Consider the following 26,947-nt stretch of genomic DNA (forward strand, 5'->3'; position numbering starts at 1 on the left):
AAATTTAGGACATTAAAAATATATTCATTAGACCACCCAGCCATAAGTCTTTTTGAATTTACACCGATTTTATGGTCATCTTTCTTAAGCATATTTTATGCTAACCTATTGTAAATTATGTCTTTAAAACAAAACAAGCTTCTTCTGGGCTATTTCAATATTAATAAAAATCACGGAACAACCTAGGCCATTCCGTGATTATATAAAGTTCACAAATTATTTATTTTACTATAAATTTACCAGCTACATTTTGGTGTTTACTTGTTTTATAGAAATAAATACCCGGAGTATATGATCTTGTATCAAGTATCCTTTGACCGTGTTTACCAGCCAAGGATATTTTATCAATGAGACGGCCTTGTCCATCCGTAATTTCTATTTCTATTGAAGAAACCTTTTCAGGTAAAATATAATCGAATGCTAACCAAGTAGTTGCTGGATTTGGAGACAGTTTTACTTCAATTTTTTCCTGCTGGTATGAATGATTAGAAGGAACAACAAATGAGTGTTTTAGAGCATCGTCCAAAGGTGTACAATGGCAATAATTTACTCCAACTGCATATTCTAGAATACCTTTGGCTTGTCCTGATGCTATCCCAAGATTAGTTGCAGCAATCGCAGAAAGTACTTCTATTTCTTCACTGTTGATTTGCATTATATTCCTACTTGAATTCTTCATAGCAATTTGTAAACTTTTGATATTACTGAAATTCTGATAGTCAATTATTTCTGTTTCTGACAATGAGTATAATTCAGGAATTTGGCTAAGCAGAGACATCGCAGCTGATGTATTACCACATTGTATCCAGGTATCAATCATTTCATACCGGCTATAGAGGTCAGCTTTATTGTCTAACCAGTTTAGAATTCCAGATTGATCAATTTCATCATCATTAAGTTTACTTCTCAAAATATCATTTGCCGCTACTGTTTTTTGATAATCATAGTGATTTAGTTGTTCTTGCATGATAGTTTTATATGAAGTATTGCCTGCTATTTCTCTGAGAAGCTCAATCATGTATTCAGGAAGAGGAATATCTTTTGATTTAAGGAAATCAAGAAATTTTTCATCTCGCATTTCATCTGGGTTAGCTGCAAGAATTTCAAAAAGAACTGATTCCGGCAGTACATCAGTTTTTATTGCAGCTTCACGGAGGGCTTCTTGTGATAAATGAGGAGATCTTCCTAATAAATCATTTCTAAGTTCCCACATGTTTGTCGATGCAGTAGTTTGAATTTCATCAATTGTATTAGCAGTACTTCCACCATCTACCAATGTTTGATAAACAGCTTTAACGTTATTATATGCTGAGAATCCTGTTGCAAACTCTTGCTCTTTCTGAATTAACACGTTAGAGTTTAGAATAATATTGTTCATTTCTGAACTTCCATAATGAGATGGACAAGAATTAATATTTGTTGTAGGTATCAACTGCAATCCGTAATAAGTAAATGGATCTTGGCCTGGGGCATAACAGTAAAATACTTTTGATCCTCCACCATTATCAAAATTGATGTTGGCATTTGAGGAGAAACTATTTCCTGCAGCTAACGATCCGCTTTTCTGATAAGGAGAGATAGTAGTTTCCTTTTTATTCGTAACATAGAAATCATATTTGTTTTCAATATTTGTGTTGCAAAGAAAAGTAAGACCAGTTGGAGGAAGGGTATGAGCGGGTATCGATGAATTTTGAAGATCAGCCAGAGAACTAACAGTCACTCCTTGAAAGGTATTTCGATATATCTCATTATAAGAAGGTCCCGAATTGACTATCTCAATCCCAGAGAACGAAGCATTTGGAGTGGAATTCACTTTTACAAATGTGTTGTCTTCTATAGCATATCCACTGCATCCATTCATAACTATGCCATATCCCCAGTTGGAACAATCTAGAGCGGTGCCTATTTCAAATTTATTTTTAACTACAGATACATTGTTTACTGCTTGAAGTAATACTCCATAACCATTATTTGAAAATTTACAATTTTCTACATCAACAGTATAGGATGTTTCTGAGTTAGATGCATGTACTCCATACTGAAATCCTTTGATGTATGTTTTATCTAAATCGGCTTGAGGACATGGTATGATATTTGACATGCAAATGGCGGAAATATGATAACCAGCATCAATCGAATGTATAGCATATCCTGATATGTTGTTAGTTCTACTATTTACGAAATCACAACCAGCGAATTTTATGCCTTTTACATGCCACATTGAAACCTGAGAATAGTATGGTGCTGCATTTGAAAGATAATCATCATTTATTTCAAATGTACAATTAGTAAAAGAACTAATATTATCCATTTCTTGGCCAGAAATTGGATTAAAATTTCTGTACTTTACGAATTCGATAGCTCTACGATTATTTCTAAAGGCAGTACCATTTGCTTTAATAATTCCCCCAATAGCATCATAATTATTTGGTTCCCAATTAGTAATACCATTATAAGCATACTCTATCACTGAACCATTTAACAATTCGATTGAGCCCTGTTCTACTAAACCATTTATTGAGAATTGATGGCATGAACTAGTTCCCCAGACCTCTATTCCACGCCATTGACCAATTCCTGATTTTGTGAGTAGAGAATTACCTAGATTTAGTTTTGATGCTTGTTTAACAATAACTTTGTTTTCCTCTCCTAGATAAAAAGTAGAATTTTGAACTGTCAAGGTACCAGCCTGAATAGTAAGATTTGTGTTTTCAAACACACATTGATTTAAAAGTGCTTCATATGAAGCATTTGCATAAATCACTTCTAATGTTGCACCTGGATTTGACTCAAATTTAATATTCAAACCTGCTTGAATAGTTCCATAGATGAGAATTTTATTAGTACCCCTCCTAGCCCTAAAAATTACATTATCACCAAGTTGAAGAGTGCTGCCTGGATTACATGTAATAGTACTATTATACATATCGATTCTTACTCCCGGATTAACAGTTAATGTAGTATTATTGGAGACGGTGGGGTTAAACCTTGACACCATATTAGCCTCAAATGTTGTATTTTGGTCAATCTCAGGTGCTAATGGACCTTGAACAATCAGGTCATATTCTATTCCAGCAGCTAAAGGTGAACCAATTGAGAAAGGAGTAACCCCCTCATAAGGCAATTCGAATTCCTCTCCCCATCTATAGTCGACCAGAGATAAACTATTTATCTTACCATCATTTGTTGTATTCTTTTCGTTTATCAAAAATACTTTCCCATAATCATTATTAGGATAAAAATAACTATAATCAAAAAGTAGCTTGATTGGATCAACAAGATCATTTCCTGAAGCATCTTTACCTTGAATATAATTGTCTCCGCCATCATTAATATAACCTGTATAATAATTTGGTGATGACTCAGAGTATGTTCCATAGTTTGCGAGTGGCGCTGAACCACATCCTAATTTTAAATCATTGCGATACCGTGCTTCGATTTCAACCTTCAAAACAACTTGTGGCTCATTGACCATTTTTGGTTTTAATGCACAAAACTCGTGATTTCCCCAATATGGACCAATTGGGTAGCTGGTTGTAATTAAAGGTAATGTTGAATATAGCATCCATCTATATCCATCATGATCATAATCTAAACCATAGGAATTATAAACTTTAACTGCTCCAACTTCCCAGTCCTGCATATCATATATCCCATCCAGATTATTATCATAATTGTTTCTACAAATTCCATCTCCAGTGATTTTTCCATCTGCCCCAACTGCTCCTCCCCAGTCAAACTGAACATCTTCGCAGTATCCAACAATTGCCATAGCATGTCCTCCACCAGCTTCATAATTTGTTTCATACATTACATTTTCATTAATGTGAGCACTAGGATATTTCAGCAGTACAGTACCTGATTCACATGTGACACCATAAGTTATTATACCTCCATTATTGGGAGTGTTTTCATTGTGATCATAAAGATAAATTTTCATCAGTTGAAGATTTTGTTCAAGTTTGAATTCGACTGCTGGATCTCCAGAGTAATCTTTAGGAATGCTCATATCAAATTTATATACACTTTCTAGCTTATTTTTCATAGCATTATAGTACAATTCATAACCACTAGGCCAACGCCATGCATCATATGTGTCATAATTTTGTGGACCGTCGAATTCAAAATCAGTCATTGCACCTGATTGCTTCAGAAAACTATGTACAATTTCTAGTTGAGTATAGCCCTCCCAATTATTGAAACCATGATTTAAATGATTATAGGAAAAGAATGGAGCATAACGAGTTGTCTGTTGGTTAGAGGTAAGGTTTCTTAAGCGATTAATTTCATAGGTAAATGTGCTCCAAATACTGGATACACTTTGACACGAAGCACCTGGATATTGGTCAAAAACATATACAGAAGTCGAATTATCTTTTTGAGGATAATATGGCTTGGTTGAATTATCAACTTCATTTGGAAGTACAACAGATGCAGACTGAGGAGATAAAGTCATAATAGGTAATGACTCATAATAGGTATCACTTGGTTGATACCCTGATGTCGAAGTAACAATTTGGGATTGTGCATGAATACCAGATATTGCAATGCAAGTTAATACTAAAAAGTGTTTTAGTAATTTAGTTGTTTTCATGATGAAGCTTTAAGGAATTTAACACTAAAGGGATTAATAATGAATGAGTTTTATATAATATCTATTAGATTCGACCTCTATCGAAACTATATATAAGCCGGTTAAAAATTTTTCCGTGGGTAATTTCTGTTCATGATAAGGTCCTAAAACAAAATTCTGAATCAATTTGCCATCAGTTTTAAATATCTCGATATTTGTATTATCATTAATATTGGATTGAAATATAATATAATCCTTGAATGGATTTGGATAGCAAGTTACAGAACAAATGTTTTCTTCAGTCAAATCAGGCACTGGAGTAAAAATTGTATCATTACTATAATATATGAAATTCCATGATATCAACAATAATCTTCCAATATAATCACAAGCGAACATTTGTGCGTTCAAACTATTTAATCCACTGTTAAGTGGTAAGGAATAAGTATTTCCAGAATCTACAGATTGTAATACTCCTCCCCATCCACCAGCACTTGGGTCACAAGCAAGAAATATTCTACCATCTGAAACAGTAAAGATATCACTAACTATAGTGTTAAGACTAATGTGTTCCCAAATGGTTGTAGAAAAATCATAGCGGTAAATTCCACCCCATCCACCTATTAGTAGCCGGCCCAGGTTATCAAATTCAATTGTTTCAAAACCACATTCAGTATATGGATCAAAAAAAACTGACCAGGTATTACCATTATCTGTGGAATAATAAACTTTGGGGTTATTATTACTCCAATTGTAAGTAAATCTGGAACATGCATATATTACCTGGTTAGGTCCGAAAATAAAATCAGTAATATACTCGTAGTACAATGGATTGTAAAGATTTAATACATTTTCCCATGTGACGCCACCATCGACCGATCTCAAAATTGCTTTGTCTCTGCCTCCCCCTAAGAGAAGCACACTATCGTAACCAAATTCGATGGAATTATGCTCTAAATCCATTGAAGCATCATACATCAATTGCCAGTGCTCCCCTAAGTCAATTGAACGATAAACACCTAAGCTACTTGAAACAAAAAGACTGCTATCGTTTCCTAATGTGAGTGCTCTAAAAAAACCACTTTGCATTCCATTGCTTTTAGATTGCCAAGTTTGACCATTATCGTCACTTCTAAAAAATCCGCCATAATCAGAATCCATAGATCCTATGTAGATTCGTCCAAAAGAATCTACTTTTATTCCTCTTAGTGTAGCGGTATCGCAAGAGCCTAAGAGTTGCCAAAAATTCTGAGAAGACAAATCGTATGAATAAAATAAAAGTAGAAGTATAAAACTTAATCTTGAATAGTTTATCATAACAATATATTTTATTTTTTGTGACTTCAAAATTAGCAATAAATAGAGGTATTCTAAATTCTTACTTAGAATTAGAAAAATAAAGTAACAAAAACATATTGATTCTTTGATGCATTGATTACAAAAACGAAATGTGAATATTTTTCCAGGCTACACTCGCAAAAGCGGTATTATCGTCGGAGCTTTGGCTATCGAAGGAAATATGTTTGATGGCCATACACTCGAACCGCAACTGGATCAAGTTCGTGAAATTACAGATGGTAAAATCCGTAAAGCAATCGTGGACCGGGGATACAGAGGTAAGAAGATGATTGGTATTACCGAGATAGTGATGCCTAATCCTATGAAAAAAGAGAGTTACTACTTGAAAAAACAACGAGAAGCCCGATGTAGATCCAGGGCCGGAATAGAAGGCTTAATCTCTCACCTGAAACATGATCACAGATTAATGAGAAATTACCTCAAAGGCACTGCCGGTGATGGAATCAACACATTATTAGCAGCTTCTGCTTATAATATGATGAAATGGATGAGGATGAAGAGGAAAGAATTTTTTGTCTTCATTTTTCGGTGGTTCTTTCCGGCCCCTAAAATGGTATTGGCAAATATCCAACTCTCCAGAACATTGAAAAATGTCGATCAATAAGGATCAACTAATATAATCATCGATCACATTCAGTAACCTGAAACGCCTGCCATCCCATAAATTATCTATCATGAAGTCTATGGACCAAGTCTGGTTAGTTGCACTTGGTTGGAACAATGCCTGTTTAACTCTTGCTGGTAATCTTTTCTTTGCTCTACGCCTAATGTTTAATTTCATTTGGGTATACACCCTGTAAACACGCTTATGATTCCATCCTTTTCCTTGCCTTCTCAGTCGGTGGTTGCTTTTCCAGAACCCTATTGCTGGATGTTCATCTACCAGTCTGCCAAGTTCCTGGATCACATCAGTATCTATGTTTGGCTTTGCCTGATAAGAATATGTTGAACGTGGTAACTTAACTGCTTTGCACGCCTGACGAACACTGATCTCATGCATTTCAACCAGAAAACTGGTTGCTTCCCTCTGCTCCTCAGGCGTTACAACTTTTTTGATATTAAGTCCTTTAATGCGTAATTCTCCATTCTCAGCTCTGCATACATCTTTTTAAGTTTAAAGTTTTCTGCTTCAAGCTCTTTAAGCCTTTTGACATTCCTAACTTCCAATCCGCCATATTTGGTTTTCCAGTTGTAAAAAGTAGCATCACTAATACCAGGCTCTCTGCATATATCAGCTATTTTCATTCCTGCTTCCTGCTTCTTCAGGATTGCAACAATTTGGGTCTCTGTAAATCTTGTCTTTTTCATAGAATATTTAGCTGTTTAAAATTAGTAGTTTTGGGGTTACTCTAATTTTAAATGGCCGAATTCCGGGGAAACTTACATTTTTATGACAATAAAATTAGGTGAAAATTCTATCTTAGATCACTGACCAATTTTCGCGGGGAATTATAGTTATTATTTAATTTTTTGGAACATTACGGATAGCGGGGGATCACGAAATACCAAACCCTTAGTTGTATTCATAACTATGTTTATACTTTGTCCTTTTAAATTCAAATCCTTTGATCGAAAGTCGTTTGTTAGTTTGCTCGAAAGTAATAGTATCATAATAAAGCACAGGAAATACAGGATTGTAATTATCTATTTCTCGTATATATAACCAATCAAATTCTTTATTGGGTTGACCATTTTCCTGACCAACTATCATTTTAATATTTTTCATTATAGTTGTATCATCATCATATGGTAGACAGATAAGTACTTTATTTGCAAGAATATATTCCCATTTACCTTTTGAAGCAAAACTACGATCAAGCCCTCCACCTCTTCCGGAAATATCACAAGCGCACATCCCATTTTTATGGAATTCAATATCTATCGCACGATAATCATCCACAAACCTATACGTATTTTCTGTAATAGGAATTTCATTCGAAATCCCACATCCCAGAAGAAGAAGAGTAATCGAAAACAATGCTAATGCAGTTCTTTTCATGTTCTGTACTTAGTTATTTTTCCATTCAATTGACTTATTTTTATCTTCGCTTTTAGGATACAACAATTTCCCATTTTCCCTCATTGTTGATACAGTGGCAGGATTGATACTATTAAAGTCTCTAATTTGTACATCAAAATAGTGATAAAGATCATCATTTGATTTTGACTTTGATAGGTTATACGCTTCTTTGCTATTAGGATCAAAATAATTAAAAATCAAATTGTTACTAAAAGCAAATTCAGCCTTGTAAGCATCAACTTCGTCAGATACTCCATATTTGTTTCCTTGTTCATAATTCCCTTTAGAATTCTTAGCGAAGTTTAGATCACCTAAACACAATTGTTCTCCATGTTTTGATTCATGAACAAATGAACTTGTTGATCCTGCATAATTTACATTAATGTTCTTATTGTCTATTGTGGATAATTTTGGTTCAATAGCATCAGAATTTAAATGAAAAGTAAAATCCTTGCTATCCTCCATCATGGCCATTCCATTTAATGAGGAATTTAACTCATTCAACCTGTTTAAGACTTTTTCCTTTTTCTTTTCACTTTTAGCATTATCATATTTCTTTTCAAGTGATTTCTTTTTATCTTCAACCGCACCTTTTCTTCTGTTCCATTCATCCATTGAACCTTCAGCAATTTCTTCTCCTTTTGGATCGATAAATCTAATCGGGTTATTAGTACAATAATTAAAAGGACTTAAAAATTTGTACTTTTCTGCTTTGGGGTCCACGCTATGCCACCTCCCCAGTACGGGATCATAAAACCTGGCTCCGTAATCCAACCAATTCAACCCCATTTCATCCTGATGCATTTTGCCATTATAAAGATACTCATTTTTATGAAGTATATCTGTAGCATTAGCAGTGAGACCTTTTATATTTAAACCAAATGGATAATAACTATTTACCTGTTGAACAAGTACTTCGTGTTCTACAGGTTTGAGCACAACCCTAACATTTCCCAGGTGATCTTTTAAGTGAAATTCCGGTGAGTAGCTTTCTCGTTCCATCTCAACAATTCGTCCTTCATTATTCATCACCCAAGCTAGAGTGCCATTCTCATAAACAAAATTCCCAACAAAATCTGTTGTCTTTTCAATTCTTCCTCTTTTGTAATAAGATTGTCTTAGTTTGTTTCCGAGCGGATCATAAAGGTACTCAACTCGGCTGTCTTCTGCATGGTTGATAGAAATTGGTAAATTGAAATGATTATAATTTATGCTAATGATTCCCTTATTTTTATCTGACACCAGATTTCCGTTATTATCATACTTAAACTCCCATTCATCAGGGATGTTTGGGTTAGGGATTATTATTAGCCCATTATCTGTAAAATCATCCCAATTACTTCCTGCAACATCATCATTGACTGCAATAAGCTTATTGCCATAATAATACTTTAGTTGGTCGATTGTACCAGGAGATGAATTAGGATATAGCAAGCCATTTCGCTTTATGTTGAGAATACTGAATCTATGGCCACGTTTAGCCCGGTATGTTGAAGATGGCAGATTCCTTATCGATAAAAACCTTTTCGAAAACAGCATTCGCCCGGTTGCCTTAGGACGCAAGAATTATCTCTTTGCCGGATCACACGAAGCTGCACAGCAGGCTGCTATTTTATATTCATTATTAGCAAGTTGCAAAATAAACAACGTGGAGCCTTTTGATTGGTTAAAACGCACCCTCGAAATTATCTCCGATTATCCAGCAAATCAACTGCACAAACTTCTGCCCGAGCAAATATAGCCTTTATCCTTGTGTTGGGAAAGATGTAGTTCACCGTAGGCTTACAAAACACCAGGCTTTCGCTTGGAGTTTTAATTTTCTGCTTGCTTTTCTTATTTTGGGACTCTTTCGACCGCTTAGCTTTGCTACGGATAACAGAGAAGTTTTTTGTTAATTTCCTTTTAGCCTCTTTCTCCTGATACTCACAATACTATCCGCCTTTGCTATTGTCATTCCACATTTATTATCATTATACCAATGTTCTAAATAACATATATCAGATTCTAATAGAGTTTGATTTTCATAAATGGGTGCTTCGATTATCTTATAATTCAATTCATAACTAGTTAGCAACTTAAGATATTCAGAAATATCTAAAAATCTGTGCCATCGTTCTTCGGATAAAATTACAGCACTATCAGTATCAAATAACTTACCATATTCAGAAATTGAATCTAACTTATTACAATAGAATTCTTTAAACTCAGAATCCTCATTGCAAATTGGATTACAAGATATAAAAAGACAACTCAATACTCCTATGAGTAGTAATTTTTTCATGCTATTGTGGTATTTTTTCAACTTTAATAATTGGGTCTTTTGTACTATAAGAATATGTAGTATTCTTTCCATTTTTATCAGTATATGTCGAAGAATAAACACTTCCTCTTGGAGAATATGATTCTTTCCCTCGTATTGAACCATTTACGCTGTTTTCAGAAGCCTTTCCGTTAGAATGATTAACCTTAAAACCTAAATCACTACCTTTTTCGATACCGTCTTGTGCTTTTCCATACTGTTCTTTGAGTTCGTGGATAAGTTTACCTTGTTTTGTTGCACTCCCTTTCCCCATGTCATCAAATTGATTTACATCTGCAATATCAATAGCATTGTTTTTGTAATTTCCAATGGTAACATCAGAAGATCCATAATTGACAGAAATTTCAGCGGTGGTTTTATTATCTGTTGTCATAATGTAGAGCTCACTATAAAATGCTATTGATTCTTTAGACATTTTCTTAAAGTCACCTCCACCTTTTGTTGCTCTTAAATGCAATAAATTACCCCCCTTATCACCCTTAGTATAATACACTTCAAATTGACCTCCGAGCCCACTATTAACCGTCTTTGAAAATTCAGCAGAGCTGCTTTGCCCTTTATTTCCTTTGTAGAAAACAAGTTTAATATCTTTGCCATCTGGATCAATAACATTGATCGGATTATCAGCACAATAATTATACGGGCTCATGCTGGGATACTTCTCTGCCAACGGATCCACTACATTCCAACTGCCCAAAACAGCATCGTACATCCTGGCCCCGTAATCCAACCAATTCAACCGCATTTCATCCTGATGCATTTTGCCATTATAAAGATACTCATTTTTATGAAGTATATCTGTAGCATTAGCAGTTAGGCCTTTAATATTTAAGCCAAATGGATAATAACTATTTACCTGTTGAACAAGTACTTCGTGTTCTACAGGTTTGAGCACAACCCTAACATTTCCGAGGTGATCTTTTAAGTGAAATTCCGGTGAGTAGCTTTCTCGTCCCATTTCAACAATTCGTCCTTCATTATTCATTACCCAGGCAAGAGTGCTATTTTCATAAACAAAATTACCAACAAAATCTGTTGTCTTTTCAATTCTTCCTCTTTTGTAATAAGATTGTCTTAGTTTGTTTCCAAGCGGATCATAAAGGTACTCAACTCGGCTGTCTTCTGCATGGTTGACAGAAATAGGTAAATTGAGATGATTATAATTTATGCTAATGATTCCCTTATTTTTATCTGACACCAGATTTCCGTTATTATCATACTTAAACTCCCATTCATCAGGGATGTTTGGGTCAGGGATTATTATTAGCCCATTATCTGTAAAATCATCCCAATTACTTCCTGCAACATCATCATTGACTGCAATAAGCTTATTGCCATAATAATAATACTTTAGTTGGTCTATAGTACCAGGCGAGGAATTCGGATATAGCAAGCCATTTCGCTTTATGTTGAGAATATTCCCATTTAAGTCATAAGATTCTGTGCTTTTTTTGTTGAAAACACTTTCTGAATAAAGGTCTGAAAATGACCAAGCTCCCCCGGAAAATTGGAAAAAGTCCCCTGATAATAATCTACTCAATTCATCATAAGAAAATCTATAAGCCTTTAATCCAGAAACATCGGGAGTAGAAAGTCCATTTGGTTGGGCTGTTTGCCAGATCATCGCAGAAATATTTCCATCATATTTCCCAATGTTTTCAATATTTCGATGTTCCTCATCATATAATAATTTTAGACCAAACAAATCTCCAGTTAGTCTTACTTCATCAGGGTCATTTATTTGTGTCAGCCAACCTCTAATATTATACTTATAATCAACATATTGAAGATTACTACCATTGTATGAGATCGACTTCTGAATTAAATTTCCCAGAGAATTATAAGTATTATGAACCAAATGAGAAGGAAGAGCGTCTAGAGTATAAATCCAATGAAGCAAACGACCAGTTCCATCATAAGAGTATTGTAATTTCTCAGTATGCTGTCTTGTATTACCTGAAATTTCAACTGAATGATCATGGATAGTTTCTGTGATTTGAGAAGTCAAATCTTCATAGAGGTTAGAATAAATATCAAATCCTCTAAGATGATTTTGAGTCCTTGACTGAAGAATTCGATTTCGTATATCGTAATATGTAGCGTTTGCAAGCCAACGATTATTTACTATCTTAAAATCAGCAGTTGCTAAACCATTTACATGCTTTAGATTAGATTCATTTTCTCCTAGTATCTCTGAATTAATACTAAACTGCATATTGGCGTTTTGTATAATTGGTAGGAACGCTTGCTGTGTTTTAATAAAAACTTCATGTGTATCATAAAAGTTGACTGTTAAATAACTGTCGCCACTTTGTACACTTGGGAAGCTCAAACTTGAATAATAGGAAATAGGCCCATCATAACTTAGACCACCTTTGACAAATTCCCAACAATACTCATTATTATCTGCATACCCCTGTACATCTCTATTGGCTTGTTCTGGATACTGATAAGTAATTCCAGTTATTATTACCCTTCCAAATGCATCATATTTTGTGAATAACCATTCATTAGCAGGAATCTCGTTAACAATCTTTCGCATGTTTCCATCCTGGTACATAATTACTTTGTCATTCTGATTGTAAATATAGTACTCCGGTTCCTTACCAGGAATTTGCTTCTCAGTCAGTCGTTTGCGATAATCATACTTGTAACAGTATACAAATCTTCTGGCAAACTCTGAATTTGAGTTGAAGTTTGCTTCTGGGGAAGCACTTCCTTCTGGTGAAATTACAAATCTTAATAATCCAAAATCGTCATATACATAATATGTGTCAGCGAATAAGCTCTCATTTATTACTGAACGTTTCAGTATTACCTGTCCTAACTTATCTTTAAATTCATAGCTAATAATTCCTGATTCATTCGTTGTTTTAATAATGGATAGTTTATTTGGCTCAAAGTAGCTATTCTGTATACATTCATCATCATCAACTAACCAACAAATAGCTGTTAGTGCATTTCCGGTTTTGTCATTACTTAGGTACTCATAAGAAATAAAGTGCTCACCATCTTCAATCTGCCATTTTGCTCCTGGTGCTCCGGTTTTAATTATTCTATTTAAAGGTGATTCCTCATATTCTATAGGAGAAAGTCCATGTTTGTCTTCTTCAAAATTAGCTTTATAGAAGTCTTCCAACTCATCAAGAAATGAATCATGGTAAGAACCGGAGCTTTGAGTAGTTGGGTTTTGGTAAGGACTATAATTTTTATCATCTAACCCTACATTATTGTAATAATGTGGTTGAATCCAATCCTTATATTCTGGAGTAAAATCCTTCACTACTGACTGCAAAGGCCGACCTAAGCCATCAATGTATTGGATTGTTTGTTGAGCATCGTGTCTAGCTGTTGAAATGGATAATTCGGTAGGATTAAGGATACCAATTTTTTTAACATCCCATGTATGAATATAATTCTCTGTATTTGTTTGACTAAGAACACTGATATTCACTATTAATGCAAATGACAAAAAGAAATATTTTTTCATAATATTATGGCATATCAAATTATTGTTTTTCAATTTGCTTGGTAACTACGCCAAGTAGTGTGTTAATGTTGAACCAATAAGTACCTGGCGGATATGGCGTTAAGTCAAAATAGGTACTTGGAGCATTTATTGGAGTTGGTCCTGAAATGATTGTTCCATATTGATTTAGAACTGTTATATAGTTTAGACTTAACCCTTCAACACCTACAAAATTTGTTAAACCATTAGTTGGATTTGGGAAGGCGAAAATACCATCTTCCTCTGGCAGAAAGGATATCATGACACTATCTTGAAATGTGCCACAATTGTTTGATGCTTGCAAGATTAAATTTATGCTATTGGCACCAAAGTCAACATTTGAGAAATTGTATTTAGGATTAAGCTCATTGCAATTATCAAAACTACCTGAACCAGAACTTGACCAATTAACTGAATTATAGTTAAGTGAATATGCGCTTCCCAGATTAATCTCAAAATCAGGGCTAATAATGGTATCATTTCCAGCAAATACTACCGGAACTTGATTTTCCGATACAAAAATGCTGTCTAATGAAACACATCCTATATCATTTTGAGCGATTAAATAATACATACCAGCTGAATCAACCTCCAAATCTTGATTAATGATACCGCCTGGTGTCCATTGAAAAGACTCATACGGCTGATCAGTAGTTAATAAAACGGACATTCCAGTACAGAATGAAGTGTCACTACCTGCATCGAAACTAAAAGTATCACAAGGGTCGAAAAACTGTAAAATAAATGTATCTTTTTCACCATGAGATATTAAACTTAGTGTATCTAAAGCTAATGTTGGAATTTTCAAAGTGCCGAAGAAGTTTCCAATGACAGTTATTCTATTACTACTTTCTGGTAAAATTTTTCTGCAATAGTCTTCTGAATTTCCAGGTAAAGTAAAACTAGCTTTTAAATTTCCTAAAGAATCAAATTTTGCAATAAATGAATTTCCAAAAGGGCTGAATGATTCTAATGGAATAATATTACCAAATTGGCCATTCAAATGTATTGTGTGTCCAACGCTACCAGAAATTATATAACTGCATTGTTCATCTTCTGTAATAGCATAACCATAATCATTCAAATCACCACCAATCCCCTTAATCCATTTAACACTTCCATTTGAGTTTAATATTATTACAAAAATGTCTTTAAACCCATTTGAATGAATGATAGAATTATTACAAATTGTCGAAAAACTAAAATTACCAATTATTGCTACTTCGTTTGTTCTACTCAATTTAACTGCAGAAATAATATCGTCATTCATCCCATAAATAGATTGAACCCAAATCAATTCTCCATTATGATTGAACTTAGCAAGAAAAGAATCTAAATCTCCATTTGATATTAGGCTTGTATCTTGTATAAATAAAGTATCTGAAAATGTGCCAGCAACAATTACACTACTATCATTACAGCTTATACTTGCCACATCTGATTCTCCAGTACATTTAAATATTTGGGGCTGATAAACTGTTCCATTAGGAGAAATAGACGTTAGAAATATTCCATTATCTCCAGTTTTAGAAAGGCCCTCACCAGCTAAAGCTAATGAATCACGGAAAGTTCCAACTAAGTAAACAATTTCTGATTCATTGGAGGTAACTAAAAGATTTGTGATACAAGCATTATCGCCAATGGAGTTTACGGCTGTTATCTGCCCATCTTCATTAATCAAAGCCCAATATCCACCTGAATATTTATTATTATAAACAAACTGTGAATCATACCATAAGGTATCCTGAAATAGACCTGCAAATACCAATGTCTGATTGGTTGAAGCTATTGATGAGATATTATCAAAGTATTGTCCCCCATAAGATTTTTCCCATATCAGATTCCCTAGTGTATCATATTTGGAAATCCAGGCATTATTGCTGTTGGTGGTTCTTGATTGAGTTGTGTCTCCTGGAACAACACCACTCAGACTACCTCCAAGAAAATAATGATTATTATATTTTACAATATCATTAGTATAATCCCAACCTGGATATCCGGCTTGTTGAGTCCAATTAACATTTAGCACTTGACCATAGCTAGTATAGACTACCAGTGACAATATTGCAATAAACAACTTAGTTTTCATGAATATTTGGAATTAGTATTTCAGAACAACAGATACATTATTGAGGTCTATAGTGATAATCAGTCTTTTTTAGGATGTTCAAATTTTCATCCTTTACCAGATTTAGCCGACCGAAAGGATCATACTCATAATAAGTAGGCTTATTATTCTGATCGCTAATAGAGGTTACTCCAAATAATGGTTTATATGTGTAAGATTTCATTTGTGCATCCATGGGGTGGAATCGAAGATCATCAATATATGCAGTAGATGAAGCACTTATTTCAACAACCATTGTTACTCCACTTCCAGTAAATTGATCATATTTCCCATATGGGATCTCAACTTCAAGCTGATACCAATTATTTACTGCATCTGCGGGTACGTTAGACCTGCTTTCAATTGAGTGATTTGGAATAGAAATTTTCAAGTAGGCATCTGTTCCTCCCTTAACCCAAACACTAGCTTTATATCCACTGTGCATGGGAACTGGATCATATACTGTACCTCCTGCCGAGATTACATTAAATGATCTAGTTAGTGTCGTTCCTGTTATATTTAATGATGAGTTTCCAGTATGCACATTTTCATGTGTAGTCTCAAAAATTGGGCTTGTTGAATACCACCCATTTAGCTCATTGTTTTCAAAACCAGTAAAACCACATTCCATTAAAGAAGTATTCTGAATTTCTGCTAATAGATATAACTCATCATCTGACCATATGATTGAGTTTATGGGCCCCTGGTTCAACTTATATTCCTTTAGCTTCCCATGTAAATTTGTATATTTATTGAATGAAAGCCTCTCGACAAAATTACCATCTCCAATTTTCTCTTCTACTTTCGTTTTATTAATAAACTGGTGCGAGGGTTCAATGTAGCCAAAGGTTGTTTTTATATGATTAATGTTTGTTGTATTGTTTTTCTTTGTTAGCTGTTCAACAACATAGTTAATCATATTTCTATTTTTCATATCAACTAGAATACTATTTGTTGAAAAATCATCTGGGTACAGGTTTATAGTATTTATAGTTTCATTTGTACTTGTACTTTTTGAAACTTGTGCTACCCGATTCCCTTTATACTGATAATCAGACATCGAATTGATAGTACCTTGTGTTGTATACTCATAAGTAACTGTTTGCTCTAGTTGGAATTTCCCTATTACCGAAGAATAGTCTGTTATAGTAAGGGGGTAAATAGGGAAAGTAATTGCTGGGGAATTAAACCATTCATAAATACTCATAACTTTATGCCCCATATGACAGGTCGTAAAAAAGCCACCTGCTTGGAGACATTCCCATGCACGTTCAAAATTTCCACCTGGTCTTAATTTATAATCTGTTTTTTGATTTGGCAGTTCCTCATAAGAAAGGCTAAAAGTGTTATTTTCCTTATAAATAACCGCATTTGATGAGTTCATTATTCTTTTACTTTTTAGTTTGCCCCTACAAAAATCCCTTGATCTCGTTGGAGGATAAGGGTAAGGGTTTGCAATAATATTTGATGGAGAATCATCATAATTTAGATCAGGAAATTCAAGCGAAGAAGTATAGTTAAATATAGTTTTTCCGGAATGATCAAACAACCCATTGAATTCTATTCTTTTTTCGATGACCTGCGAATATCCAATGTAAGAACCTGATGTAGATAATAAAGGATAATTTGTTTCTGTTGAGTGCACTTTAAAATGCAAAGTAGTTTCTCCTACTGTTCCAAAATTGCATAAACAAGCGTCACAATCATGCTGTTCATAGTGTTGCTCATAGTAATCCTTAATATATGAAGGGAAGTTTACCAACTGGCCTGAAGAGATCATATTATCATCAACATATTCAAAGCTAGTAACGTACCCATTGGAGTTACTATCTTTAAAATCGGTCATTTTCTTTATTCTTAATCCTCCAACTTTCTTCAAGGCAGAATAATAATTCTCATGACGTTCTTCGATGTTCAAAGAGTAAGAATAAAAATGAGCGCATTCATTAAATAATTGAGAAGGTGGAGGATCTGATACCGGATAGTGATAGAGCCGATATGTTCCATTTGGCAGCAAAAGTGATTTAGTCCCACCAAAGACTTGGGTCGAAAATTGGCTACAGTATTCACTATTCCATGTTGTCGGGGGAGAAAATGATAAAAGATCAGAATTAAGTGTCCAAACCCTTCCAGGTGAACCAGATACTCTGTCAATAAAAAAACCAATTGCCCCAATTTCCGCAAATTCAACTGGATAATCTGATAATTCTAGTTCGATATTATCAAAGCCTGCAAGGTCATTAACAGTAAATTCAACATAATAACAATTCATAAACTCTGCTGTATGATTCCCCTCATCAATTAGCATGATCTCAGATTCATAATCAAGATAAGGATAATTCATATAATTGATTGAAAAATTTATAGCTGGAATCTTGTTGAATGGATTCGGTAATAAATCTGAAATGCAATCATGTAATTCAAACTCAAACTCGCTGTAACCTCCAGTTGGATAAATTATTGTTTTAAGTGTCCCTTGTTTTGTATAATTAATATCAGGTTCTTTTTCGTGGACAATTGTTTTATCTTGATATCCTGGTAAATGGTGAAACTTAAAAGGATGCATTAATCTGTCAGGATCGGTTTCAGGACCGTTTGAGTAACCCCAATGATCCTTCCATATTGACGCTCTATTTGGCAATCCTATTTCATGATAATAATCAAGTTTATATGATTTTGCTATTTCAGAACCCATGACTTCCTTAACTTCTGATAACATCAAACGATAGGAAAACGACAATGGATAATTGCAAGGTAATGAAAAAGTATTAGTACCATAAGGTGTAATCTGTTGGGCATCAATCATCAGGTTGCCAAGCAAGTAATTGTAATTAAGATTGAAATTCTTAACTATTTCACCATCGGTATTCTTTATTAATATATTATTTAAATATTTAGCACCAATTAAATCTGCTCTTTCAGAGTTGGAAACAAATTCAATAATTGAATTTGTCGTTGTTATTCGAGATAATCTTTTACTTTTATATGACAAACGTTGCCCTGTAAGTGAGATTTGAGGCATATTATATGCCAACCAGCTAGGGAATTGATTTGGATCATAGCTAACATACCTCTTAGATTCACCTTGAATATCATAAGTATATTCCTCATCCACGTATTCAAAATCTACGGTTTCATTTTCAGGAGTTTCTATTCTGGTGAGATACCAGGTGGAAATAGTAGGATTTGTTTGTGTGGGATCTGGATCAATATCATCAAAATTACTCACAAAACCATTATTCTCCAGTTTATAATATCTGCCAAAAGAAACGACTTTTTCATATTTGTCAAAAATATATTTTATCCCATTTTCATCGATAATCTCCCATTTTATTATTAATATAGGTTTTTTTATGCAAATATCTCCTCCAACATCCTGAAATGAAATACCAGCTGGTGAAAGTGTTTTATTTATGAGTAGTTCTTCACCATTTGCAATTTTAATTGTATTATTCTTTGTAAGGTGAAAACCACCAGATTTGTTTGGTAGAGTGAAATTAAACTCGTCAGATTCAGAATCTTTGTTCCCATCAAAATACTGAAGTTTATCAAATATTGATAGACTATTTATATCTACTGGAGTACTAACATACCCATAACCAGGGAGCTCATCAGCCAATCCGTTTTGACTTCTAGTGATACAACCTCCAGCCATAAGTGACCAACCTAGTCCAACCCATGAAGACATTTCATTGACCTTTATGCCTCCGCTTTTGTAATTTAGAACGATAGGGAAAGAATAATTACCTACTTCGATATTATATATAGGGATACTTACACTTGGAGAGCCTGTATATAGACTAACAGGTGTTTTCCCGAATTCACCTAAATTTGCCGGTGTTGGAGAAGGTGGAATATTCTTTGGTAAGTCTATGAGTGGCCTATTTTCTGTTTGGCCAATTAACTTGTTCGGATAACTTATTGTGAATAGTTCGATTATTAGAACTATGCTTAAATAATGAGAAAGCTTATTCATTGAGGTGAATATTTATAAATTAATTTGTTTTCTTACAAAGACTTCTATTGTGTTAATTTCTGGATCCCAAATTTATACTAAGTTAGCTAATGGAAAGCTTCGGTAGCTACTAAAAACTAAAGTCTAATCTACACTATGAGTAGTAACAATTTGCTTTCCTGACAGATTAAACATATTCCGACTTTATACTAACTTTATAATTGTATGTGTTTGTTTTCAACCATCAAAGATCAACATCAGGTTCTATACAGTTAATTATCACGAAATTTATGTGTGTGCTAAAGTATTGGAACCTACGACAATTAAAATAAATAAATGTTTTACAATTCATTGGTTCTGAGGTTGGGATACTAATAATGATATTTCACTATTTGTTATTAAACCCTCCTCTTCATAAAAACTTCATCTAGTGGTCTATTCTACTATCGATCTTAAAATAATCTGACGTCTTAACTCCTCATTGAAACAATAATTTACCATAATTCATTATCAAAATTAAGTAACTACTATTAAACTATTATTACCAGCCTACAATTTATATTTAAATTAAATAAATAAAATGCATATCAATTATGTCTCTTATCTTTTTTATATATAAAAGGTACATACAAGTGCTTACAATAGGTTTAGTTTTTCCTGCCATCTCGATGTCTTTTGATTACATCATTAATGTCAAAAAAAAATGAACTTTATGCTGATTTACCTTTTAAAGTGAGGGGGGTCAGTATGCCGGAATGTCAGACTAAACTTGAAGCATAAAGCTGTGTTTATAGCTTCAATTTTAGGGCGGGTCAGAATGATCCGAAATGGGGGGTCAGTATGGTCCGGAATCTACACTTTCAAACCTAACTATCTTTCATCGATATTAAGTGGCATACTTTCTGCCGGAATGACAGATACTTTTTTATAAAAATTACAAAAGGAAAACTTAAACAGTTAGCTCTTTAATACACAAAAGCCCAGCACTTGCCGGGCTTTGCTGCTTTTTATATAGCTATCCTAAGTTGCAAACTTAGGATAGCTATTACCTATGAAACACTACAGACAACTGGGCTTACTTATTTTTTTACACATGCACTATCATAATCCGGATTTAACCAATAAGGTACAATCAAACCTCTTTTACTATTACCATATTTCATTATCTCCTCACCGTCATGTATATTCAGATATAGGATATACCTAGAAAAATTTTCGGGCATAGCCTTATCAAATTTTACCAATGTTCCAGATTTTATGACTCCCTTGTTACTAATACAATAATCATTTTTTAGTTCATAGTATTCAGCCCCATTGCTCTTAAGATAATTATAGGCTATTCCTATTGCTAATCCCAAAACACATCCAGCACAAAAAAAAACAAACTTTAATTTGAAATTTTTTTTCATAAAATTATTTTGCTGCAATCGTTTTATTAATCAATAATGATTTGGATTGGGCTTTCTTCTTCTCCATAACTCATCATTAGTATTATTTGTCGCTTTTTTCTCATAAACTACCTTAGTTCCGCCTCCTTTTAAATAAACCGTTGTCTTTGTAAAACCCATTTTTTCGTAATTGGTTTCAAAATTTTTAAGAACATCACGAGGGTCGTATCCTTCTCCAACTTTATCCTTCCCAATTTGCTTAAGACCGTCGGCGGATTTTGTAACACAATTATTACTCATAACAGCGTAGTCATCCTTTAATTCGTAAGCAGTTCCCCCTCCTCCGGGAACTGCCCCGCCAGTTGTTTCTGAAGTTTTACTGTCATTCTCTTTAACAAGGTTTAAGTAATAATCTATGACCTTTTGATCCTCTGCTGCTGTTGTAGATATGTTATACCCTATAGATTCTCTAATGCGTTGCTCACTTGATAAATATTTACTCCCGTCTTTGTAAACATTTAAAATGCCTTCTCCCGCACCTATAGGCCATGTTTTACCATATCTTCCAAAATCAAAAACATAATTATAACCTTTACTGTGTACTCTTAATGCCATATGCCCATAGGGATGTTCTTTCCCTTTAGAATCTGTGTATGGTTTTCCAATAATAATTTCAACGTCCTTACCATCGGGATCTACAAATATTAATGGATTATTTAGACAATAAACATATGGTGATAGAGACAAGTATTTATCAGCTTTGGGGTCTAGGACATGCCATCTGCCTAATACCGGATCATAAAACCGTGCCCCATAATCCAACCAATTTAATCCCATTTCATCCTGATGCATTTTACCATTATAAAGATACTCATTTTTATGAAGTACATCTGTTGTATTTGCAGAAAGACCTTTAATATTTAAACCAAATGGATAATAGCTATTTACCTGTTGAACAAGTACTTCGTGTTCCACAGGTTTGAGCACTACCCTCACATTTCCCAGGTGATCTTTTAAATGGAACTCAGGAGAATAGCTTTCTCGTCCCATTTCAACAATTCGTCCTTCATTATTCATCACCCATGCTAGAGTGCCATTCTCATAAACAAAATTCCCAACAAAATCTGTTGTCTTTTCAATTCTTCCTCTATTGTAATAAGATTGTCTTAGTTTGTTTCCAAGCGGATCATAAAGGTACTCAACTCGGCTGTCTTCTGCATGGTTGACAGAAATAGGTAAATTGAGATGATTATAATTTATGCTAATGATTCCCTTATTTTTATCTGAAATTAGATTACCGTTATTATCATACTTGAACTCCCACTCATCAGGAATGTTTGGGTCAGGGATTGTTATTAGCCCATTATCTGTAAAATCATCCCAGTTACTACCTGTAACATCATCATTGACAGCAATAAGCTTATTACCACAATAATAATACTTTAGTTGGTCGATTGTACCAGGAGATGAATTAGGATATAGCAATCCCTTTCTTTTCATATTGAGAATATTCCCATTTAAGTCATACGATTCTGAGTTCTTATTATTAAAAACACTTTCTGAATAAAGATCTGAATAAGACCAAACTCCCCCGGAAAATTGGAAAAAGTCCCCTGATAATAATCTACTCAATTCATCATAAGAAAATCTATAAGCCTTTAATCCAGAAACATCGGGAGTAGAAAGTCCATTTGGTTGGGCTGTTTGCCAGATCATCGCAGAAATATTTCCATCATATTTCCCAATGTTTTCAATATTTCGATGTTCCTCATCATATAATAATTTTAGACCAAACAAATCTCCAGTTAGTCTTACTTCATCAGGATCATTTATTTGTGTCAGCCAACCTCTAATATTATACTTATAATCAACATATTGAAGATTACTACCATTGTATGAGATCGACTTCTTAATTAAATTTCCTAGCGAATTATAAGTATTATGAACCAAATGAGAAGGAAGAGCGTCTAGAGTATAAATCCAATGAAGCAAACGACCAGTTCCATCATAAGCATATTCTATTTTTTCAGTATGTTGGATAAGGTTTCCTGCAAAATCAACACTATGCTCATGTATAGTTTTCGAGATTTCAGAAGTCAAATCTTCATAGAGGTTAGAATAAATATCAAATCCTCTGAGATGATTTTGGTTCCTAGTCTGAAGAACTCGATTTCGTATATCGTAATATGTAGCATTTGCCAGCCAGCCATTATTTACTTTCTTAAAATCAGCCGTTGCTAAACCATTAACATGTTTTAAATTGGATTCATTTTCTCCTAGTATCTCTGGATTAATACTAAACTGCATACTAGAGTTTTGTATTATTGGCAGGAATGCTTGCTGTGTTTTAATAAAAACTTCATGAGTATCATAAAAGTTAACTGTTAAGTATCTGTCACCACTTAATATAATCGGGAAGCACAAACTTGAATAATAAGAAATTGGTCCATCATAGCTAAGTCCCCCCTTGACAAATTCCCAACTATACTCATTATTATCTGCATACCCTTGTATTTCACTAGTGGATTGTTCTGGATACTGATAAGTAATTCCAGTTATTATCACCCTGCCAAATGCATCATATTTTGTGAAAAACCACTCATTAGCAGGAATCTCGTTAACAATCTTTCGCATGTTTCCATCCTGGTACATAATTACTTTGTCATTCTGATTGTAAATATAGTACTCCGGTTCCTTACCAGGAATTTGCTTCTCAGTCAATCGTTTGCGATAATCATACTTGTAACAGTATACAAATCTTCTGGCAAACTCTGAATTTGAGTTGAAGTTTGCTTCTGGGGAAGCACTTCCTTCTGGTGAAATAACAAATCTTAATAATCCAAAATCGTCATATACATAATATGTGTCAGCGAATAAGCTCTCATTTATTACTGAACGTTTCAGTATTACCTGTCCTAACTTATCTTTAAATTCATAGCTAATAATTCCTGATTCATTCGTTGATTTAATAATGGATAGTTCATTTGACTCAAAGTAGCTATTCTGAATACATTCGTTATCATCAACTAACCAACAAATAGCTGTTAGGGCATTTTCGGTTTTGTCATTACTTAAGTACTCATAAGAAATATAGTGCCCCCCATCTTCAATCTGCCATTTTGCTCCTGGAGCTCCGGTCCTAATTATTCTATTTAAAGGTGATTCCTCATATTCTATAGGAGAAAGTCCATGTTTGTCTTGTTCAAAATTAGTTTTATAGAAGTCTTCCAACTCATCAAGAAATGAATCATGGTAAGAACCGGAGCTTTGATTGGGTGGATTTTGGTAAGGACTATAATTTTTATCATCTAACCCTACATTATTGTAATAATGTGGTTGAATCCAATCCTTATATTCAGGAGTAAAATCCTTCACTACTGACTGCAAAGGCCTACCTAAGCCATCAATGTACTGGATTGTCTGTTGAGCATCTTGTCTAGCTGTTGAAATGGATAATTCGGTAGGATTAAGGATACCAATTTTTTTAACATCCCATGTATGAATATAATTCTCTGTATTAGTTTGACTAAAAACACTGATATTCACTATTAATGCAAATGACAAAAAGAAATATTTTTTCATAATATTATGGCATATCAAATTATTGTTTTTCAATTTGCTTGGTAACTACGCCGAGTATGGTGTTGATACTGAACCAATAAGTACCTGGCGGATATGGTGTTAAATCAAAATAGGTACTTGGAGAATTTATTGGAGTTGGTCCTGAAATGATTGTTCCATATTGATTTAGAACTGTAATATAGTTTAGACTTAAACCTTCAACACCTACAAAATTTGTTAAACCATTAGTTGGATTAGGGAAGGCGAAAATACCATCTTCCTCTGGCAGAAAGGATATCATGACACTATCTTGTAATGTGCCACAATTGTTTGATGCTTGCAAGATTAAATTTATGCTATTGGCACCAAAGTCAATATTTGAGAAATTGTATTTAGGATTAAGCTCATTGCAATTATCAAAACTACCTGAACCGGTACTTGACCAATAAACTGAATTATAGTTAAGTGAATAAGCACTCCCCAGATTAATCTCAAATTCAGGGCTAATAATGGTATCATTTCCAGCAAATACTACCGGAAATTGATTTTCCGATACAAAAATGCTGTCTAATGAAACACATCCTATATCATTTTGAGCGATTAAATAATAAATACCTGCTGAATCAACTTCCAGGCTCTGATTAACGGTGCCACCTGGTGTCCATTGATAGGTCTCAAATGACTGATCAGTAGTTAATAAAACGGTTATACCATTACAGAATGAAGTGTCACTCCCTGCATCGAAACTAAAAGTATCACAAGGGTCGAAAAACTGTAAAATAAATGTATCTTTTTCACCATGAGATATTAAACTTATTGTATCTAAAGTTAATGTTGGAATCTTCAAAGTGCCGAAGAAGTTTCCAATGACAGTCATTCTATTACTACTTTCCGGTAAAATTTTTCTGCAATAGTCTTCTGAATTCCCAGGCAAAGTAAAACTAGCTTTTAAACTTCCTAAAGAATCAAATTTTGCAATAAATGAATTTCCAAAAGGACTGAATGATTCTAATGGAATAATATTACCAAATTGGCCATTCAAATGAATTGTGTGTCCAACGCTACCAGAAATTATGTAACTGCATTGTTCATCTTCTGTAATAGCATAACCATAATCATTCAAATCACCACCAATACCCTTAATCCATTTAACACTTCCATTTGAGTTTAATATTATTACAAAAATGTCTTTAAACCCATTTGAGTGAATGATAGAGTTATTACAAATTGTCGAAAAACTAAAATTACCAATTATTGCTACTTCGTTTGTTCTACTCAATTTCACTGCAGAAATAATCTCGTCATCCATCCCATAAATGGATTGAACCCAAATCAATTCTCCATTATGATTGAACATAGCAAGAAAAGAATCTAAATCTCCATTTGATGTTAGGCTTGTATCTTGTATAAATAAAGTATCTGAAAATGTGCCAGCAACAATTACACTACTATCATTACAGCTTATACTTGTCACTTCTGATTCTCCAGTACATTTAAATATTTGGGGCCGATAAACTGTTCCATTAGAAGAAATAGACGTTAGAAATATTCCTTTATCTCCAGTTTTAGAAAGACCCTCGCCCTCTAATGCTAATGAATCCCGGAAAGATCCAACTAAGTAAACAATTTCTGATTCATTGGAGGTAACTAAAAGATTTGTGATACAAGCATTATTGCCAATGGAGTTTACGGCTGTTATCTGCCCATCTTCATTAATCAAAGCCCAATATCCACCTGAATACTTATTGTTATAAACAAACTGTAAACCATACCATAAAGTATCTTGAAATAGACCTGCAACAATCAATGTCTGATCAGTCGAAGTTATTGATGAGATATTATCAAAGTATTGTCCCCCATAAGATTTTTCCCATATCAGATTCCCTAGTGTATCATATTTGGAAATCCAGGCATTATTGCTGTTAGCAGTTCTTGATTGAGTTGTGTCTCCTGGAACAACACCTCTCAGACTACCTCCAAGAAAATAATGATTATTATATTTAAGTAAATCATTGGTGTAATCCCAGCCTGGATATCCGGCTTGTTGAGTCCAATTAACATTTAGCACTTGACCATAACTAGTACTGACGACCAAAGATAATATTGCAATAAGCAGCTTAGTTTTCATGAATATTTGGAATTAGTATTTCAGAATG

16 protein-coding genes are annotated in these 26,947 nt (G+C 33.9%); 3 read left to right on the forward strand and 13 right to left on the reverse strand.

Features of this window, described 5'->3' with window-relative positions; translation table 11 throughout:
- Nucleotides 1–220: 220 nt before the first annotated feature.
- Both IPH84_10515 and IPH84_10520 read right to left on the reverse strand, forming a co-directional pair.
- Nucleotides 221–4,594 (reverse strand): T9SS type A sorting domain-containing protein, encoded by a 4,374-nt coding sequence (locus IPH84_10515; GenBank protein ID MBK7173640.1) that lies wholly within the window; start codon nt 4,592–4,594, stop codon nt 221–223.
- Between the two features lie 33 nt (nt 4,595–4,627).
- Nucleotides 4,628–5,890 (reverse strand): T9SS type A sorting domain-containing protein, encoded by a 1,263-nt coding sequence (locus IPH84_10520; GenBank protein MBK7173641.1) that lies wholly within the window; start codon nt 5,888–5,890, stop codon nt 4,628–4,630.
- Between the two features lie 133 nt (nt 5,891–6,023).
- Between IPH84_10520 and IPH84_10525 the strand changes: the two genes are divergently transcribed.
- Nucleotides 6,024–6,536, forward strand: coding sequence for a hypothetical protein (locus tag IPH84_10525; protein ID MBK7173642.1), 513 nt, complete (start codon nt 6,024–6,026; stop codon nt 6,534–6,536).
- Between the two features lie 3 nt (nt 6,537–6,539).
- Here the strand turns inward: IPH84_10525 and IPH84_10530 are convergent, their stop codons facing one another.
- From IPH84_10530 to IPH84_10545, 4 genes are all read right to left on the reverse strand, one after another.
- Nucleotides 6,540–6,932, reverse strand: coding sequence for an IS3 family transposase (locus tag IPH84_10530; protein ID MBK7173643.1), 393 nt, complete (start codon nt 6,930–6,932; stop codon nt 6,540–6,542).
- Between the two features lie 41 nt (nt 6,933–6,973).
- A complete protein-coding gene (locus IPH84_10535; protein ID MBK7173644.1) occupies nt 6,974–7,240 on the reverse strand; it encodes a transposase in 267 nt (88 codons plus the stop codon).
- A 205-nt stretch (nt 7,241–7,445) separates the two neighbouring features.
- Nucleotides 7,446–7,931 carry a hypothetical protein gene (locus tag IPH84_10540; protein ID MBK7173645.1) on the reverse strand — a complete coding sequence of 162 codons (486 nt, stop codon included), beginning with the start codon at nt 7,929–7,931 and terminating at the stop codon, nt 7,446–7,448.
- A 9-nt stretch (nt 7,932–7,940) separates the two neighbouring features.
- Complete coding sequence (locus tag IPH84_10545) at nt 7,941–9,386, reverse strand: RHS repeat-associated core domain-containing protein (protein ID MBK7173646.1); 1,446 nt, start codon at nt 9,384–9,386, stop codon at nt 7,941–7,943.
- 13 nt (nt 9,387–9,399) lie between these two features.
- On the opposite strand from IPH84_10545, the gene IPH84_10550 reads away from it, so the two are divergent.
- Nucleotides 9,400–9,693, forward strand: a complete 294-nt coding sequence (locus IPH84_10550; protein ID MBK7173647.1) for a transposase — start codon at nt 9,400–9,402, stop codon at nt 9,691–9,693.
- A gap of 150 nt (nt 9,694–9,843) precedes the next feature.
- Here IPH84_10550 and IPH84_10555 read toward each other — a convergent pair whose 3' ends face one another.
- The 4 genes from IPH84_10555 to IPH84_10570 are packed head-to-tail and all read right to left on the reverse strand — an operon-like array spanning nt 9,844 to nt 19,863.
- Nucleotides 9,844–10,233 carry a hypothetical protein gene (locus IPH84_10555; protein MBK7173648.1) on the reverse strand — a complete coding sequence of 130 codons (390 nt, stop codon included), beginning with the start codon at nt 10,231–10,233 and terminating at the stop codon, nt 9,844–9,846.
- 1 nt (nt 10,234) lies between these two features.
- A complete protein-coding gene (locus IPH84_10560; protein MBK7173649.1) occupies nt 10,235–13,762 on the reverse strand; it encodes a hypothetical protein in 3,528 nt (1,175 codons plus the stop codon).
- A 19-nt stretch (nt 13,763–13,781) separates the two neighbouring features.
- Nucleotides 13,782–15,869, reverse strand: coding sequence for a T9SS type A sorting domain-containing protein (locus IPH84_10565; GenBank protein ID MBK7173650.1), 2,088 nt, complete (start codon nt 15,867–15,869; stop codon nt 13,782–13,784).
- 37 nt (nt 15,870–15,906) lie between these two features.
- Nucleotides 15,907–19,863 carry a hypothetical protein gene (locus IPH84_10570; protein MBK7173651.1) on the reverse strand — a complete coding sequence of 1,319 codons (3,957 nt, stop codon included), beginning with the start codon at nt 19,861–19,863 and terminating at the stop codon, nt 15,907–15,909.
- A 572-nt stretch (nt 19,864–20,435) separates the two neighbouring features.
- On the opposite strand from IPH84_10570, the gene IPH84_10575 reads away from it, so the two are divergent.
- On the forward strand, nt 20,436–20,549 hold the full coding sequence (locus IPH84_10575; GenBank protein ID MBK7173652.1) for a hypothetical protein: 114 nt from the start codon (nt 20,436–20,438) through the stop codon (nt 20,547–20,549).
- Between the two features lie 372 nt (nt 20,550–20,921).
- Here IPH84_10575 and IPH84_10580 read toward each other — a convergent pair whose 3' ends face one another.
- Genes IPH84_10580 through IPH84_10590 form a run of 3 tightly spaced genes read right to left on the reverse strand, consistent with a single transcriptional unit; the run spans nt 20,922 to nt 26,919 of the window.
- Entirely contained in the window at nt 20,922–21,251 is a 330-nt protein-coding gene (locus IPH84_10580; protein ID MBK7173653.1) for a hypothetical protein, read from the reverse strand.
- 30 nt (nt 21,252–21,281) lie between these two features.
- The gene (locus IPH84_10585; protein MBK7173654.1) at nt 21,282–24,812 is read right to left on the reverse strand and encodes an RHS repeat-associated core domain-containing protein; all 3,531 of its coding nucleotides are present in this window, start codon (nt 24,810–24,812) and stop codon (nt 21,282–21,284) included.
- Between the two features lie 19 nt (nt 24,813–24,831).
- On the reverse strand, nt 24,832–26,919 hold the full coding sequence (locus IPH84_10590) for a T9SS type A sorting domain-containing protein (GenBank protein MBK7173655.1): 2,088 nt from the start codon (nt 26,917–26,919) through the stop codon (nt 24,832–24,834).
- Between the last annotated feature and the right edge of the window lie 28 nt (nt 26,920–26,947).

This window comes from Bacteroidales bacterium, assembly GCA_016707785.1.
Taxonomy (GTDB): domain Bacteria; phylum Bacteroidota; class Bacteroidia; order Bacteroidales; family UBA4417; genus UBA4417.

Bases quoted from the DNA above. Each gene is read 5' to 3' on its own strand.
- IPH84_10515 (MBK7173640.1), bottom strand. From the start codon at position 4,594: ATGAAAACAACTAAATTACTAAAACACTTTTTAGTATTAACTTGCATT.
- IPH84_10520 (MBK7173641.1), bottom strand. From the start codon at position 5,890: ATGATAAACTATTCAAGATTAAGTTTTATACTTCTACTTTTATTTTAT.
- IPH84_10530 (MBK7173643.1), bottom strand. From the start codon at position 6,932: ATGCATGAGATCAGTGTTCGTCAGGCGTGCAAAGCAGTTAAGTTACCA.
- IPH84_10535 (MBK7173644.1), bottom strand. From the start codon at position 7,240: ATGAAAAAGACAAGATTTACAGAGACCCAAATTGTTGCAATCCTGAAG.
- IPH84_10540 (MBK7173645.1), bottom strand. From the start codon at position 7,931: ATGAAAAGAACTGCATTAGCATTGTTTTCGATTACTCTTCTTCTTCTG.
- IPH84_10550 (MBK7173647.1), top strand. From the start codon at position 9,400: ATGTTGAGAATACTGAATCTATGGCCACGTTTAGCCCGGTATGTTGAA.
- IPH84_10555 (MBK7173648.1), bottom strand. From the start codon at position 10,233: ATGAAAAAATTACTACTCATAGGAGTATTGAGTTGTCTTTTTATATCT.
- IPH84_10560 (MBK7173649.1), bottom strand. From the start codon at position 13,762: ATGAAAAAATATTTCTTTTTGTCATTTGCATTAATAGTGAATATCAGT.
- IPH84_10565 (MBK7173650.1), bottom strand. From the start codon at position 15,869: ATGAAAACTAAGTTGTTTATTGCAATATTGTCACTGGTAGTCTATACT.
- IPH84_10570 (MBK7173651.1), bottom strand. From the start codon at position 19,863: ATGAATAAGCTTTCTCATTATTTAAGCATAGTTCTAATAATCGAACTA.
- IPH84_10575 (MBK7173652.1), top strand. From the start codon at position 20,436: ATGTCTCTTATCTTTTTTATATATAAAAGGTACATACAAGTGCTTACA.
- IPH84_10580 (MBK7173653.1), bottom strand. From the start codon at position 21,251: ATGAAAAAAAATTTCAAATTAAAGTTTGTTTTTTTTTGTGCTGGATGT.
- IPH84_10585 (MBK7173654.1), bottom strand. From the start codon at position 24,812: ATGAAAAAATATTTCTTTTTGTCATTTGCATTAATAGTGAATATCAGT.
- IPH84_10590 (MBK7173655.1), bottom strand. From the start codon at position 26,919: ATGAAAACTAAGCTGCTTATTGCAATATTATCTTTGGTCGTCAGTACT.